Origin of the sequence: Burkholderia sp. AU19243, assembly GCF_018148075.1 — a bacterium.
Taxonomy (GTDB): domain Bacteria; phylum Pseudomonadota; class Gammaproteobacteria; order Burkholderiales; family Burkholderiaceae; genus Burkholderia; species Burkholderia latens_A.
In genome coordinates, this window is the sequence record NZ_JAGSTV010000004.1 from 223,911 (window position 1) to 238,428 (window position 14,518).

Annotated in this window: 18 protein-coding genes and 1 pseudogene; 10 read left to right on the top strand and 9 right to left on the bottom strand. The window is 67.4% G+C overall.

Translation table 11 applies throughout. From position 1 onward, the window contains the following. Positions 1 to 64: 64 nt before the first annotated feature. The 3 genes from KDW55_RS09880 (at position 65) to KDW55_RS09890 (ending at position 4,919) form a co-directional block, all read left to right on the top strand. A complete protein-coding gene (locus KDW55_RS09880; protein WP_249173966.1) occupies positions 65 to 1,426 on the top strand; it encodes an HlyD family secretion protein in 1,362 nt (453 codons plus the stop codon). Between the two features lie 89 nt (positions 1,427 to 1,515). Then, complete coding sequence (locus tag KDW55_RS09885) at positions 1,516 to 3,108, top strand: DHA2 family efflux MFS transporter permease subunit (RefSeq protein WP_209825757.1); 1,593 nt, start codon at positions 1,516 to 1,518, stop codon at positions 3,106 to 3,108. Positions 3,109 to 3,134: 26 nt separating this feature from the next. Next, entirely contained in the window at positions 3,135 to 4,919 is a 1,785-nt protein-coding gene (locus tag KDW55_RS09890; RefSeq protein WP_080294442.1) for an efflux transporter outer membrane subunit, read from the top strand. A 32-nt stretch (positions 4,920 to 4,951) separates the two neighbouring features. Here the strand turns inward: KDW55_RS09890 and KDW55_RS09895 are convergent, their stop codons facing one another. From KDW55_RS09895 to KDW55_RS29610, 3 genes are all read right to left on the bottom strand, one after another. After that, positions 4,952 to 5,512 (bottom strand): GNAT family N-acetyltransferase, encoded by a 561-nt coding sequence (locus KDW55_RS09895; protein WP_249173954.1) that lies wholly within the window; start codon positions 5,510 to 5,512, stop codon positions 4,952 to 4,954. Between the two features lie 322 nt (positions 5,513 to 5,834). Continuing rightward, positions 5,835 to 6,056 carry a hypothetical protein gene (locus tag KDW55_RS09900; RefSeq protein ID WP_038570227.1) on the bottom strand — a complete coding sequence of 74 codons (222 nt, stop codon included), beginning with the start codon at positions 6,054 to 6,056 and terminating at the stop codon, positions 5,835 to 5,837. A 65-nt stretch (positions 6,057 to 6,121) separates the two neighbouring features. Beyond that, positions 6,122 to 6,367, bottom strand: a complete 246-nt coding sequence (locus tag KDW55_RS29610) for an HPr family phosphocarrier protein (RefSeq protein WP_212160759.1) — start codon at positions 6,365 to 6,367, stop codon at positions 6,122 to 6,124. Positions 6,368 to 6,733: 366 nt separating this feature from the next. Here KDW55_RS29610 and KDW55_RS09910 point away from each other — a divergent pair, with 366 nt between their 5' ends. Next, positions 6,734 to 7,072, top strand: coding sequence for a zinc ribbon domain-containing protein YjdM (locus KDW55_RS09910; RefSeq protein ID WP_038572085.1), 339 nt, complete (start codon positions 6,734 to 6,736; stop codon positions 7,070 to 7,072). Positions 7,073 to 7,114: 42 nt separating this feature from the next. Further along, complete coding sequence (locus tag KDW55_RS09915) at positions 7,115 to 7,951, top strand: spermidine synthase (protein WP_212149045.1); 837 nt, start codon at positions 7,115 to 7,117, stop codon at positions 7,949 to 7,951. Positions 7,952 to 7,985: 34 nt separating this feature from the next. Here KDW55_RS09915 and KDW55_RS09920 read toward each other — a convergent pair whose 3' ends face one another. Next, positions 7,986 to 8,171 carry a ribbon-helix-helix protein, CopG family gene (locus KDW55_RS09920; RefSeq protein ID WP_038570218.1) on the bottom strand — a complete coding sequence of 62 codons (186 nt, stop codon included), beginning with the start codon at positions 8,169 to 8,171 and terminating at the stop codon, positions 7,986 to 7,988. A gap of 86 nt (positions 8,172 to 8,257) precedes the next feature. After that, on the bottom strand, positions 8,258 to 9,013 hold the full coding sequence (locus tag KDW55_RS09925; RefSeq protein WP_038570216.1) for a YoaK family protein: 756 nt from the start codon (positions 9,011 to 9,013) through the stop codon (positions 8,258 to 8,260). A gap of 342 nt (positions 9,014 to 9,355) precedes the next feature. Here KDW55_RS09925 and KDW55_RS09930 point away from each other — a divergent pair, with 342 nt between their 5' ends. Then, a complete protein-coding gene (locus KDW55_RS09930; RefSeq protein ID WP_212149044.1) occupies positions 9,356 to 9,706 on the top strand; it encodes a hypothetical protein in 351 nt (116 codons plus the stop codon). After that, positions 9,703 to 9,915 (top strand): twin transmembrane helix small protein, encoded by a 213-nt coding sequence (locus KDW55_RS09935; protein WP_038570212.1) that lies wholly within the window; start codon positions 9,703 to 9,705, stop codon positions 9,913 to 9,915. The genes KDW55_RS09930 and KDW55_RS09935 overlap by 4 nt, the downstream gene beginning before the upstream one ends. Before the next feature lie 145 nt (positions 9,916 to 10,060). Here KDW55_RS09935 and KDW55_RS29750 read toward each other — a convergent pair. The 3 genes and pseudogenes from KDW55_RS29750 to KDW55_RS09950 all read right to left on the bottom strand — a co-directional run. Further along, a pseudogene (locus KDW55_RS29750) lies at positions 10,061 to 10,551 on the bottom strand (MFP transporter); the annotation flags it as partial. A 29-nt stretch (positions 10,552 to 10,580) separates the two neighbouring features. Next, positions 10,581 to 11,885 carry a HipA domain-containing protein gene (locus KDW55_RS09945; protein ID WP_038570209.1) on the bottom strand — a complete coding sequence of 435 codons (1,305 nt, stop codon included), beginning with the start codon at positions 11,883 to 11,885 and terminating at the stop codon, positions 10,581 to 10,583. Beyond that, on the bottom strand, positions 11,875 to 12,159 hold the full coding sequence (locus KDW55_RS09950) for a helix-turn-helix transcriptional regulator (RefSeq protein WP_059545820.1): 285 nt from the start codon (positions 12,157 to 12,159) through the stop codon (positions 11,875 to 11,877). Before KDW55_RS09950 ends, KDW55_RS09945 begins: the two co-directional genes overlap by 11 nt. A 548-nt stretch (positions 12,160 to 12,707) precedes the next feature. Between KDW55_RS09950 and KDW55_RS09955 the strand changes: the two genes are divergently transcribed. From KDW55_RS09955 to KDW55_RS09965, 3 genes are all read left to right on the top strand, one after another. After that, entirely contained in the window at positions 12,708 to 13,418 is a 711-nt protein-coding gene (locus tag KDW55_RS09955) for an MgtC/SapB family protein (protein WP_038570203.1), read from the top strand. 81 nt (positions 13,419 to 13,499) lie between these two features. Further along, positions 13,500 to 13,925: a CBS domain-containing protein gene (locus tag KDW55_RS09960; protein ID WP_038570200.1), complete on the top strand. Its 426-nt coding sequence runs from the start codon at positions 13,500 to 13,502 to the stop codon at positions 13,923 to 13,925. A 28-nt stretch (positions 13,926 to 13,953) separates the two neighbouring features. Beyond that, the gene (locus KDW55_RS09965; protein WP_069242089.1) at positions 13,954 to 14,223 is read left to right on the top strand and encodes a DUF2934 domain-containing protein; all 270 of its coding nucleotides are present in this window, start codon (positions 13,954 to 13,956) and stop codon (positions 14,221 to 14,223) included. 147 nt (positions 14,224 to 14,370) lie between these two features. On the opposite strand, the gene KDW55_RS09970 is transcribed toward KDW55_RS09965, so the two are convergent. Then, positions 14,371 to 14,511, bottom strand: coding sequence for a hypothetical protein (locus tag KDW55_RS09970; protein WP_156432163.1), 141 nt, complete (start codon positions 14,509 to 14,511; stop codon positions 14,371 to 14,373). Positions 14,512 to 14,518: the final 7 nt, after the last annotated feature.

Sequence of the window (14,518 nt, forward strand, 5' to 3'; positions counted from 1 at the left end):
GGATGATCGGCGGTTTATTGCCCGGCCGCTTACCCCGTTGTCCATTCGTGAGCGATTGCACCGCATGCTGGTGCACGCGTGTACGCAGCGGCGGCGCGGTGCGCGGGTGTCCGTGTGGGGGAGCGATTTCGCCGCGTGCTTCGCGCTGGCTGTGCAGCCGGAGTTGTCGGTCGGCGGATCGCAGGCCGGACTTGCGCCCCGCGTGGCGCTCGCCCGCGCCGGCGACGGCGGCGGCGATGTCGGCAGCGGCGGCAGCGCCGGACCAGGCCGCCACGACGAGCGCGACACCGACGCGCCGGGCGGCGGCGGAGGCGACGGCCATCCGCACGACGATCGCGGCGGCCGCACCGGCGGCGATGGCGATGGTGACGGCGACGAAGGCGAACGCAAGCGGCCTGGCAAGAAACCGCTGATCATCCTCGGCGCGGTGGCGGTCGTGCTGGTGATCGCTGGCCTCGTGTGGTGGCTCATGACGCGCAACCAGGAAAGCACCGACGACGCGTACACCGACGGCAACGCGGTGGCCGTCGCGCCGCACGTGTCCGGCTACGTGACACGGCTCGCGGTCGACGACAACACGTTCGTGCATCGCGGCGACGTGCTGCTCGAGATCGATCCGCGCGACTATCGCGCGAAGGTCGATGCCGCGCGTGCGCAGCTCGGCCTCGCACAGGCGCAGCTCGACGCGTCGCGCGTGCAGCTCGACATCGCGCGCGTGCAGTACCCGGCGCAGTACCGGCAGGCGCGTGCGCAGATCGAATCGGCGGAAGCCGCGTACCGGCAGGCGCTCGCCGCACAGGAGCGGCAACGCGCGGTCGACGCGCGCGCGACGTCGCAGCAAGCGATCGATGCGGCCGACGCGCAGCGCGCGAGCGCCGATGCAAACGTCGCGATGGCCCAGGCGCAGGCGCGCACCGCGAGCCTCGTGCCGCAGCAAATCCGCCAGGCCGAAACGGCCGTCGAGGAGCGTCGTCAGCAGGTGCTGCAGGCGCGCGCGCAGCTCGATACGGCGAATCTGAACCTGTCGTACTGCGAGCTGCGTGCATCGTCCGACGGCTGGGTCACGCGACGCAACGTGCAGCTCGGGTCGTACCTGCAGGCCGGGGCGTCGATCTTCTCGATCGTCACGCCGCGCGTGTGGATCACCGCGAACTTCAAGGAGTCGCAACTCGAACGGATGCGAATCGGCGACCGCGTCGACGTATCGGTCGACGCGTATCCCGACCTCGACCTGCACGGCCACGTCGACAGCATCCAGCTCGGCAGCGGCTCGCGCTTCTCCGCGTTTCCGGCCGAGAACGCGACGGGCAACTTCGTGAAGATCGTGCAGCGCGTACCCGTGAAGATCGTGCTCGACGGCACGCTGCCGAACGATCCGCCGCTCGGTCTCGGCTTGTCAGCCGTCCCGACCGTGCATCTGAAATAACCGGCGGGCCGCCGCGCGGCTGCCTGCTTTTACCGGAGCGATCCGATGCCCGACATCCGCATGCCGGCCAGTTTGCGCGAGGGCCGCCGATGAGCCGGCCGGCCGATCGGTCGCGCTCGTCCGGCCGCGCATGGCGGCCTGCCGCGAACCCGTGGGTCATCGCGATCGTGGTCACGCTTGCCGCGTTCATGGAGGTGCTCGACACGACGATCGTCAACGTCGCGCTTCCACACATCGCCGGCACGATGTCGGCGAGCTACGACGAGGCGACCTGGACGCTCACGTCGTACCTCGTCGCGAACGGCATCGTGCTGCCGATCTCGGGATTCCTCGGGCGCCTGCTCGGGCGCAAGCGCTACTTCGTGCTGTGCATCGCCGCGTTCACCGTGTGCTCGTTCCTGTGCGGAATCGCGACCAATCTCGGCGAACTGATCGTGTTTCGTGTGCTGCAGGGCCTGTTCGGCGGCGGGCTGCAGCCGAACCAGCAGTCGATCATCCTCGACACGTTTCCGCCCGAGCAGCGCAATCGCGCGTTTTCGATCTCGGCGGTGGCGATCGTCGTCGCGCCGGTGCTCGGGCCGACGCTCGGCGGCTGGATCACCGATCATTTCTCGTGGCGCTGGGTGTTCCTGCTGAACGTGCCGATCGGCGCGCTGACCGTGCTCGCGGTGATGCAGCTCGTGGAGGATCCGCCGTGGCGGCGCGGCGCCGAACGCGGGATTTCGGTCGACTACGTCGGCATCGGCCTGATCGCGATCGGGCTCGGCTGCCTGCAGGTGATGCTCGATCGCGGCGAGGACGAGGACTGGTTCGGCTCGAACTTCATCCGCATCTTCGCGGTGCTGTCCGCGCTCGGGCTGATCGGCGCGACGCTGTGGCTGCTGCGCACGAGAAAGCCGGTCGTCGACCTGTCGTGCCTGCGCGACCGCAACTTCGCACTGGGCTGCGTGACGATCGCGACGTTCGCGGCCGTGCTGTACGGCAGCGCGGTGATCGTGCCGCAGCTTGCGCAGCAGCATCTCGGCTATACGGCGACGCTCGCAGGCCTCGTGCTGTCGCCCGGCGCGCTGCTGATCACGATGGAAATCCCGCTCGTGAGCCGGCTGATGCCGCATGTGCAGACGCGTTATCTGGTCGGATTCGGCTTCGTGCTGCTGTCGGGGGCGCTGATCTATTCGCGCATGCTGGTGCCGGACATCGACTACAAGCACCTGGTGATGATCCGTTGCGCGCAGTCGCTCGCGATCGGCTTCATGTTCGTGCCGATTACGACGCTCGCGTATCTGACCATTCCGCAGCGGCTCAACGACGATGCATCGGCGCTGTTCACGATGTTTCGCAACGTCGCGGGCTCGATCGGCATCTCGGTGTCGACCGCGCTGATCCGCGAGCGCACGCAGGCGCGGATGGCGCACCTGTCCACGCACATGTCGCCGCTGTCGCAGAACTTCCAGGACGCGCTGCACGAGAACGCGCGCACGGTCGGCGCGCTGTCGGGCGTGCCGCCGCCGGCCGCGCTGCAGACCGCGACCGGCCGCCTGTACGAAACCTTCGTCTCGCAGGCGACGATCCTCGCGTATATCGACGTGTTCGCGATCCTCGCGGTGTTCTGCGCGCTCAGCATTCCGCTGACGTTCCTGTTCTCGCCGGTGAAGGCAGCACGCGGCGCGGGAGGGCATTGACGATGACGACGATGCGCCGACAGCGGATGCCAGCGCGCGGTGTCGCGGCGGTTGGCGCGGCGTGTGCGGTGCTTGCGGTGGCCGCCGGGTGCACCGTCGGGCCGGATTTCAAGCCGCCGCATGCCGACGTGCCGGCGAACTGGCATGACGTGGCGACCGCGGGCGCGGCGTCGGCGACATCAGGTGGTTCGGCTGCCTCGGCGAAATCCGCATCTTCGACGTCGTCGGCTGCGTCGGCGAAATCCGCATCTTCGACGTCGTCGGCTGCGTCGGCGCTTCCGGCCCGCGCTGCGTCGGCCACGGCGACACCCGCGGCCCTCGCGCGCTCGTCGCCGGTGACGAGCGCCGATCCCGACCCGCGCTGGTGGCGTGCGTTCGGCGATCCGCTGCTCGACCGGCTGATCGAGCGTGCGGCGCACGACAACCTCGACGTGCGGGCCGCCGTATTGCGCATCGCGCAGGCGCGGGCGCAGGTGAGCGCGGCCGCCGCGCAGGGTTTGCCGAACGTGCGCGCGAGCGCGAGCTACCAGCGCGAACAGCTCGGCCTCAAAGGCATCATCGAGGATCAGGGTCTCGACCAGCGCGTCGATCGTCTCGGCGCGCCGGGCTCGCCGCTCGACCGCTTCGGCCCGGGCACCGGCGCGAGCGTACAGCGGAGCGCGCGCGGCGCGATCGACGCGCTCGAAGCGCCGGTCAATCTGTGGCAGGCCGGCTTCGACGCATCGTGGGAGCTCGACCTGTTCGGCCGCGTGCGCCGCTCGGTCGAATCGGCCGATGCGCAGGCGAGTGCCGCGGTCGCGGGCCGCGACGATGCGTTGCTGTCGCTCGAGGCGGAAGTCGCGCAGACGTACTTGCAACTGCGTGGCGCCGAAGCGCAGCGCTCGCTCGCGGAAGACCTGCAGCGCGCGCAGCGCGAACTGCTCGACCTCACGCGCGAGCAGGCCGCGCACGGCCTTGCAAGCGACCTCGACGTGCGCAGCGCCGACGCGCGGCTCGCGCAGATCCGCGCGCAGCTGCCGCAGTTCGATCAGCAGATCGTGCTGCTGCGCAACGGGCTCGCGTATCTGGTCGGCGGTGCGCCGGGCGCGCTCGACGACTGGCTCGACGCACCGCACGCGTTGCCGGACGTGCCGCCCACCGTGCCGGTCGGGCTGCCGTCGACGCTTGCGCGCCGGCGGCCGGACATCCGCCGCGCGGAGGCCGAGCTGCATGCGGCGACGGCCGACGTCGGCGTCGCGGTCGCGCAGTTCTATCCGGACATTTCGCTGACCGGGCAGGTCGGGGTGCGCGCGTCGCACGTGCGCGAACTCGCGCACTGGTCGCATCTGTTCTATTCGTTCGGTCCCGCCGTGTCGTTGCCGATTTTCTCCGGCGGACAGCTCGTATCGAACCTGCGGCTGTCGCAGGCGCGCCAGGCCGAAGCCGCGCTTGCGTACCGGCAGGCCGTGCTCGTCGCGCTGCGCGATGTCGACAATGCGCTGGCCGTGTACCGCACCGACCAGATGCGCGCAACCGCGCTCGACGATGCGGTGAGGGCCGAGCAGGGCGCGCTGGACCTCGCGCGCGACCGCTACAGGAAGGGGTTGTCGCCGTTCCTCGACGTGCTCGACGCCGAGCGGCAATGGTCGGAAGGGCGCCAGCAGGCCGTGCAGGGCGCGTTGCAGACGACGACGGATCTGGTCGCGCTGTACAAGGCGCTCGGTGGCGGGTGGCAGACCGGCTCGCCGTCGAACGCGAACGCGGATGGGGATGCGGTCAGCGCGGCGACGTCTCCGTCATCGGAGGCCGCCGTGACGAACCGCGTGCAATAGTGATCGTAAGGCCGCGGGCGCTGCCGGAACGATCACGCCGTCCGGCACGCGCGAGAAAACAGCAGCGAATCGGCGTCGTTGAAGCGAACGTGTACGGGATCCGCATAGCCGGCCTTTTCCGCGACGCGAATCGACGCGACGTTGGTCGGCGCGATCAGGCACACGCTGCGCTCGAACCGGTTCTGCGCATCGAGCCAGTCGAGTGCGCGCGACAGCGCCTCGGTCGCATAGCCTTTGCCGTGCGCCCAGGTTGCGAGTGCCCAGCCGGCTTCCGGCACGCCGCGAATCGACGGCTCGACTGCGCGGTGGAAGTCGGCGAAACCGAGGTCGCCGACATAGCGGCCCGACGCCTTCTCGCGGATCGCCCAGTAGCCGTAGCCGAGCAGCGGCCATAGCCCGCGATACGCGAGCATGCGCATCCACGATTCGCGCGGCGCGGACGGTTTGCCGTTAAGGATGTGCTCGACGACGGTCGGCTCGGCCCACATCGCGGCGAGCGCATCGAAGCCGCCGAGCGGATGGCCTTCGAGAATCAGACGCGGGGTGTCGAGTACCGGCGGGGACGTGACGGGCGGCAGTGCGCGGGAGGACATCGGGCGCTCCATCGGGAAGGGTGACGAATGCGGCGCGCGGCGCCGCCCAAGGGTGCCGTACGATACCGCGGAAATCGCGGTGCGGCCGCAAAGCCCCGCGTGCAGCGGGGGATCGGGCGCGCACCGGTGGCCGGCGCCGACACGACGCTGGAAATCGAATGGCCCGAACGGTCGCGTGTGCGCTTGCCCGATTCGGCGCCGCTTGCGCGCACGCTGCCAAACAATGCGCGCACGTCCGGCTGGCGACGGCGTGCGTCCTGAAAGCATCTGACACGGCCGCGTGCTTCGTGCCACGCGGTATCGCGACAGTGTTGCTACGCCGTTACTTGCGACTCTTGAGGAAACTGCGCCCGTGCGCGGTGATCGACGCGCCGGAGCGGCCGTTCCCCGCATGGCTGACGAAGCCCGCGCCGACGAGTTCCTGCTGGACCGACCAGCCGAGCGCCGGCGCGTCACGGCCGTAGCGCACGTCGGCGAGCCGTTCGAGCGCCCAGATCGCGGAGGCCGACAGATTGGGAGTGTTGGGCGTGACGTTGTCGTTCATTGCTTCCTCCGGGAGTGGTGATTCAGGGTGAACGGCACGAGACCGCGGGATCGGGCGACGTAGCGTCAGCCCGCTTGCAGCAACGGCAATAGCGCCTGGAGCGCGCTGCCTTCGTCAGGGCCGGCGGCGAGCATCTGCGCGGACGTGCCGCCGTGCAACTGCAGCGCCGCGACGGCGCTCGGGTCTTTCGCGCTGCCGCTGAGGCCGTTCGCGTGCAGCAGGATGTCGCTTTCGAAGCGGCGCGCCGCCGCAACGAGCGCATCGCGGGCCGCGCTTGCGCGGCCGATTTCAACGTAGACGACGGTTGCCACGATGCGGATCAGTCTCGTGGAAAGTCGCTGGAACGGCGATCCGCGGCAGACAACCGGCCTGCCGGGAGCGCGCGCCGGGCGGCGCGCTGGCGGCGTGCGGCACGGTGGCCGCACGCCGCCAGCGCTTTATTCAGCTCGAACATGTCGACATCCTCAACGAAACCGCCGTCAAGTCCGGCGAACCATCGAAAGTGCGCAATTATAATACGGCGGCAACATTATGTGTATTGCATTATAATGCCGTGTGCATGACGCGCGGCCCGGGGGAACCCCGACGGGGCGCGCGACACGCGGTCCGGGCGACGCGCTGGCGCGCCCGGCATTTTTTTATCGATTGACCTGAACCCCCACCGAATGGATGCTGCAATGAACGCCGCCCCCGCCTGCCCGCAATGCGCGATGGAAAACACCTACCCGGACGGCACGCTCACCGTGTGTGCGGACTGCGGCCATGAATGGTCGGCCGGCGCCGAAGCGGGCGAGGAACCGGCGGGCGACGTCGTGAAGGACGCGAACGGCAACGTGCTGGCGGACGGCGATTCGGTCGTGCTGATCAAGGACCTGCGCGTGAAGGGCTCGTCGATCACGTTGAAGATGGGCACGAAGGTCAAGAGCATCCGACTCGTCGGCGGCGATCATGAAGTCGATTGCAAGACCGACCAGGGCGGCTTCATGCTGAAGGCCTGCTACCTGAAGAAGGTCTGACGCGCGGTTCCACTGACTTTCCGATCGACCGGGCTGCCGAACATGAGCGAGGATCGAACATCGTATGATGCATTCCTGCGTTTCCTGGCGACGCCGATGAACGACGGTCGTCCGTTCGTGCTCGAGACAAAGCACGCGGTGTCGTTGCATTTCGATCACCTCGGCACGCAGAGCTTCATGTCGCGGAAGGATCCGGTGCGGCTCGAACTCGGCTACACGCGCGTGATGATGGGTTTCCTGCTGCTGCAGCCGGCGCCGTCGCGCATCTGCATGATCGGGCTCGGCGGCGGATCGCTCGCGAAGTACTGCTATCGGCACCTGCCGGACACCGCGATCGACGCGGTCGAAATCAACCCGGACGTGATCGCGCTGCGCGACGTGTTCCGGATTCCGCAGGACGACGCGCGGTTCGCGGTGGTGTGCGCGGACGGCGCGGACTACGTCGCAACCCCGGCGGTGCGGGCGGACGTGATTCTGCACGACGCGTTCGTTGCCGACGGCACGCCGGGTCGCTGCACGGGCACCGCGTTCCTCGACGCGTGCCGTGCACGGTTGAGCGAGACGGGCGTGCTCGCGATCAATTTCATGGACGACGATCCGGCGCTGCAGCGTCATCTCGAACAGCTGCACGCGGTGTTCGACGATTCCTATGCGCTCGTGCCGTGCGGCGACGACAACAACTTCATCGCGTTCGCGTGGAAAAACGGCAATCCTTTGCCGTCGCTGCGCATCCTGCTCGAGCGTGCGCTCGGGTTCGCGTCGGCCGGCGAGCTCAAACTCGCGTCGACGGCCCGCCGCATGAAGGCAGGGGAGTGCATCGATCCCGCGCGGCTGGTCTGGCGCACGCGTGAACATCCCCGATGGGAAATATGCGCATGACGGCGCCGGTGCGCGCCCGCGCTTGTCCGAACCGTTACCTCACCCGCTTGCCGAGCGCGCTCTTCGTCTTGTACGTGACGCCGTGCTTGTCGAGATATTCGCGGATCAATTGACGCACGACTTGCGACGGCGTGAGATCCTGCTCCGCGCACAGCATTTCGAACGCTTCTTTCTTCGCGGGATCGATCAGAACGGTGAGGCGGGCGGTTTTGGTTTCCATCGTCAGGCGGGGTGGGTCGATATGTTAATCAAATTATAATTCATCGGCTTTCGGCGCAGCGTCGCGGCGACAAGGGTGCGGGCTCACTAACGCCGTTCGAGCCACGCGAGCACGTCGTCGATCACGGGCATGGCGGCGAGCATTACCAGCACGGCGGCGAGCGGTACGGTCGACACATAGCCGACATGCTTGAAGCCGATCGCTCCGGCGAGCCCGCCGACGAAGAACGACGCGAGCATCGTCGCGTGAATCCGCAATTTCGAACGATTGGCGATCACTGCGTGCGCGTCCACGTCGAGGGCCGTCCGGTTCCAATAGAACAACTTGCCCAGCTCGATGCCGAGGTCGGTGACGATGCCCGTCACGTGCGTCGTGCGGATTTCCGCGCCCGACAGCTTCGTGATCGTCGCATTCTGCAGCCCCATGATGAAGCACAGCAGCGTGACCGTGACCGGCACGAAGAACGTCTCCCACAGTGCGAGGTGGCTGCCGAGCAGACCGAACAGGAGCAGCAGCACCGCTTCCACCAGCAGCGGCAGCACGAACTGGCTGTGCAGCCCGCGCCGGCGCCCCCAGTTGACGAGGATTGCCGAGCAGCTGGCGCCCACGAGGAACGACGCGAGCGAACTGACGCCGGCCAGCGCGAGCGGGATGTCGCCGAGCGCCGTCTGGTCGGCGATTGCCGATACGATGCCGCTCATGTGCGACGTGTATTGCCGGACCGCGAGGAAGCCGCCGGCGTTGGCCGCGCCGGCGACGAAGGCGAGCGAAAAGCCGAGCTGACGATTCGCGGTTGCGCTGCGGTGTTTTCCGGTCAGGCTTCGAAAGTACTGCGCTGGCATAAGGTTTCGCTTTCGGTTTCGCTCAATCGCCGGATCGGTGAACTACCCGCGCGGGCAGGGCGGCAGACGCTCGTGTCTGGCGGCCGCATCCGGGCCGGCGGCAAATAGACCCAAAGACGTCAAAAAGGGCCAAAGAGGCCGGGCAGCTTGCTGGCCGTGAATCATGATAATGCCATTATCATGCGCTGTTAGCCATATTGTGCTTTGAGTACAATATCGCCCATGCCGCCGGAGCCCGCTGTCGCGGTTCGCGGCATTGCCCGCGCAACCGGTTGCCGGCTGCTTCCGGTTCAATACGGCGCCTGTTCGTCGTCAGTACGCCACCACGTCGATATCCATGCCATGACCCCGATCAAGTTCGTCCTCCGTTATACGGCGATCCCGTTCGCAGCCATCGTTGCCGTCGTCGTGTGGGCGGTCGTGCCGTCGTCGAAGGAAATCGACGCGCGCCAATATGCGGCGCTGTCGCGCGGATACGCGAGCTTTCCGCTACCGTTCCGACATGAGATCGCGGACGCGATGGACGACGGGCGCATCAGCGACCGGCGCTACCAGACGCTCGTGCGCGATTCGCTTGGCAATGGCGTCGCGCTCGACTGGCCGGCCTCCGGCGTCGCCGACGTTGCTGCCGAGCGGCGCCAGCTCGCCGAACTGCTGAGGGCCGATGCGGGCCTCAAGGAGCATCAACGATGAAGATTGTGCTGGTTTCCGGGGCTTTCGTGCTGATCATCGGAAGCCTCATTTTCGCGCTGTATTTCATGAACCACGACCGCGGCAAGAGCAAGCGGATGGCATGGTCGCTCGCCGCGCGCGTCGGGCTGTCCATCACGCTGTTCCTGTCGCTGCTGATCGCGTACAAGCTCGGATGGATCGAGCCGACGGGGCTGCCGATCGGGCGATGACGCGCGCCGGTTGCCGTGCGGCGTTGTTCGGTGCGCCCGAGTTTCGTTCGTCAATAGAGCTATTCTGATAAGAATACTTATCCCGATGAGCGTAATGCGAATGCATTGCGTAGACGGATTTGCCCCATCAGGTTCTCCGCCTAGTCTGCGACAGCGGGTTCTGATGCCCGAGCGCGAGCCCGGAAAGTCCATTTCCTGCTTCTTTGAGCGCCTGCGAAATGGTCCTGCGGTCGCGTTGCAAGCCAAGCAGCTTCGACTGTTGGCCAAATTGATCGGCCTGCCGTTGCTGGAGCCGGTCCGTCGAAATGTAGTCCGGTGCAAGCAGACGGCGGTAGCGTGCAGCGCCATCTGCAGCGATCGACACGCGCTCTCGCTGTCGCTGGCTGGCAAGTTGGTCATCAAGACGCGCCAACTCGGCGCTCAGGCTCACTAGCCTCGCCTGCAGCGTTTCGCGTTCGTCCTGCTGCAGCGCACGGGTCTTGTCAATCTCCTGCAGCAGGGACGACTTGCGTTGGCGAGCTCGCTCGATCCGCGCAGCCCGGGTGCGGCCCCTGGGCAGAACTCCGCAGTTCGGTCGACTTCGTATAGAGAACCGTCCCCACGAGTCACGCGTTGCCCGTCGGTCACGGCCTTGCGTTTCCCTTGAATCGCCCGCGCATCGCCGGTCACCCCCGCGTCGTTCGCAGTGCGCGCCCCATTTCCGCGATCGGCATCGCGACGATCGAATTCAGCAACCGCATTTCCCCGGCGTCCGGATGCGCGATGTGTCGCACTTCATCGAGCGTCTGGTCGACGTGACGATCGAGCGGCTCGAGAAAGCGCTGCAATTCGCTGATGGCCGCCTTCTCCCTGAGCCCGAGCGCCTGGCCGAATGCAACGAGCGCATTCACGTCGATATCGGCAAACCGCGTCGCATTCCCGAGCGGCATCGTGAGTTCGCAGTGCGGCCAGTGATCGCCGCGGTGATCGGGCCGGTGAGTCGGCGTGTGATACACGACCGTGCTGACGATGTCGTAGAACGGCGCGAGCCGGTAACCGCGCGCATCGACGAAGAACGACAGGTTCTTCAGATGCGCGTCGGCGTTGCCGACCACCACGTTGAACACGGTCCAGCGGAACACCGCCAGACGCGCGAGCGCACGCGTGCTCGTGCGCTCGATCGCGCGCGCGAGTTCCTGCGCGTTCGCGCGCTGGTACTTGAAGCCGCGGTCGTAGTTGAGCAGTTGCATTGCGTCGATCGTATGAAGGCGGGCCGCCGGTTCCGACGCGACGTTGCGATCGAACCGGTCGATCACGTAGCACGCGGACGGCGCACGCAGGAAGTGCACGTCCGGCACGTCGAGCCCCATCTTCTTCGCGAGCGTCATGCAGAAGAACTCGTTGATCGCCGAATGCGGGTAGCCTGCCGCGCGCATGTCCGGCTTCAGCAGGTGCATCGACGGCTCGCTGCCGACCGGCTCGTACAGCGCGTAGTCCGGCGCGTCGCCGCGCAGCACCAGCAGCAGCTTCTGCTGCGCGCCCGCGGCCGACATGCGCTTGGGCGCGGTCGCCGTCAGCGCGCGCTCGGGCATCGCCCGGATCCGCCGTTCGAGTTCGTCGAGCGCCAGCGGCTGCAGGCCGCCCGGCGCTTCGTGCTCGCCTTCCGCCAGCAGCGTCAACGCGCCGGCCGATTCGCGGCCGAAGTACGCGAGCAAGCCCCACGCATCGGCGGCATCGACCCTCGCCTCGCGCGCGAGCGACGTGCGCATGCCTTCCTCGGGCAGCAGGTTGTCGAAGAACCACTGCACCGGGCGATCGGTCGACGAGTCGGTAAACGGCTCTGCGCGCAGCGCGAAGGCGGGCGACAGCGGATACGCTGCCGGCGACGCGAGCCATTGCGGGTCGTATGCAAACGACCAGACCCCTTTGTCGTCGGTCAGCGTGCCCATGCGCACGCCGTTCGCGGACGCGATCAGCGTTCTAGCCGCCATGGCTGCTCCTGCGTCGTTGCGCCGCCTTCAGCGCGGTGGCCTCCGAAATCTCGACCGACGATTCCGCGTACAGCCGCACGCCGAGTTCGCCGAGCAGCAGCATGACCTTGCCGATTTGGGCGGTTGGCTTGCCTGCTTCCACCTGGCTGATGAATTTCGGCGACAGCCCGGTCGCGTTCGCCAGTTCATCGCGCGTAAAGCCCTGCTGAAGCCGTGCCGCGCGGATGAGGTGAGCGAGCGCGCCGATCGTGTCGACGGACAGCGGCTCCGACATGATGTTCTCCGTGCTTCGTATCTGATCGGAAACAGTATGGCACAACTCGCCCGCGCGAACGCGGTTTCGTATCCGATCAGGAACGAGGCGACAATTTTAGCGACTTCCATGTAACTCCGTACCCGATCGGGAACTGAACACATGGAAATCGCCATCAACCCGCCGCCCGTATTCGCTCGGATACGGCGCAGCAGGAACCGGCATCGTGCGCAGAGCACGCCGCCGCCTCTCGCGTGTTTGCTCGCGACGTGTTTCAGCGCAGCAGCTGCGATGCTTGGGTCCGCGAGATGTTTTCCGGCTGTGTGTAGACAGCGCTAGCCAGTGTTGGGGGCGCCCCTGTTCGCTTGTCGAAGTGGTGTGACGAGCCGCGCCGGCACGCGCCTGCCACTTTTCTACAATCCGCGCCCCCGCGCTACACGGTGACGCGCGCCCCTTCACCGGCGTCGTGCCCCGCGGGCGAGAAGCAGGCGCGCACCTTGCGTCGCGCAAGCATCGTTCGCGGCGGTACCGCGACGAACCGCACACCACCATTTGCATGGGAGGCGCACATGGGGCCGATGCCGGTTGCACTTCAGTGGAACGAGGTTCTCGTCAGGATCGTGCTCGCGCTGGTCGCGGGCGGGGTGATCGGACTGGACCGCAGCGAGTCCGGCAAGACCGCCGGCCTGCGCACGACGATCCTCGTCTGTCTTGCCGCGTGCCTGTCGATGCTGCAGGTCAACGCGTTGTTGCTGCAGGCCGGCAAGCCGGAGGGCGCGTTCTCGGTGCTCGACCTGATGCGATTGCCGCTGGGCATCCTGACCGGGATGGGCTTTATCGGCGGCGGCGCGATCCTGCATCGCGACGGGCTGGTATCGGGCGTGACCACGGCCGCGACGCTATGGTTCGTGACGGTCATCGGGTTGTGCATCGGCGGCGGCCAACTGCTGCTCGGTGCGCTGGGGCTGGGGCTCGCGCTGCTCGTCGTCTGGCCGCTGCGGTTCGTCGAGCAGCGCTTGCGGCGCACGAGGAACGCGCTGGTCACGGTCGAATATCCGCGCGGCGCGGCCGCACGAGAACAGCTGACCGACAGGCTGCGCGATGCCGGCTTCACGTGCCGCACGCGCGGTTTTCGCGAAACGGCTGCGCATGCGATGCGCGAGGAGGAACTGTTCGTGCAATGGCGCGAAGCGCCGACCGGCGACGCGATGCTCAAGCAACTGATGCGGATCGTCGAAACGGCGGGCTTGACGTCGGTGCGCTGCTCGACCGAGAACTGACGGGCGAACCGGCCGCGCGGCAGCCGGAACGCTCGATGCTCGTGCAGCGGGCCGCCCCGGCGGCTTACCAAGGAGCGAAACATGACACGTGTAGCTGAAGTGATGACACGCGATGCCGCGACCATCGCGCCGACGCAAAGCCTGCGCGAAGCGGCGAAGCTGATGGACGATTTGAACGTCGGATCGCTGCCCGTATGCGACGGCACGCGACTGATCGGCATGCTGACGGACCGCGACATCGTCGTGCGCGCGGTATCGATGGGCGTGCGGCCCGACGAGCCGATCGAGGGCGTGGTCAGCGGACCGGCGAACTGGTGTTACGAGGACGACGACATCTCGGCCGTACAAAAGAAGATGGAGGATGCGCAGATCCGACGCGTGCCGGTCGTCGATCGCGAGAAACGGCTCGTGGGCATCGTCGCGCTCGGCGATCTCGCCACGTCCGCCGACGGCGGTATTTCATCGACACTCGGTGCGGTGTCGGCGCCGTCGCGCCCCGATCGGTGATTGCCGCTGATGGATACGGAGTAACGACATGAATGAAGACAGGGAAACGCAGATCAGGGAGCGCGCGTACCGGCTGTGGCAGGCCGACGGCTCGCCGGACGGCCGTGCCGATGAATACTGGCTGCAGGCGGAGCGGCAGATCGATGCGCAGCGCAGCAGCGAGGACGACGGTGCCGAAGCGGCGGCGGACGGGCCGATCGCTCAGTCCGCGAAGCGGCGCATCCCGGGCGACCCGCTCCAGGACACCGGCGCGATCCCGGCCAGCGAGATCGCGCACGAGAAGCGCCGCACGCGATGACGCAAGCATGGGCTGACATGACCGCGCATGCCGGCGACAACGCGGACTGGCCCCGCGTCTTTCGATGCGGGGCATGCCACCGGCCGGCGCAGGGACGAGCGGTGCATCCGGCTCCAACTGACCTGCGTTGAGAACACTGCAACAAAGCTACCCGTCTTCCCCAACTTCGGTCGGGTCCGGCAGGTCGGGCAGGTGTTCGCGCTGCGGCGGCTGCGGGATGTCCGGCGTGTCCGGTTGATCGGTCGCGTCCGGATCCGGTGTCGGGTTGCCGGTGTTCGTCGGGCTCATGAGCATG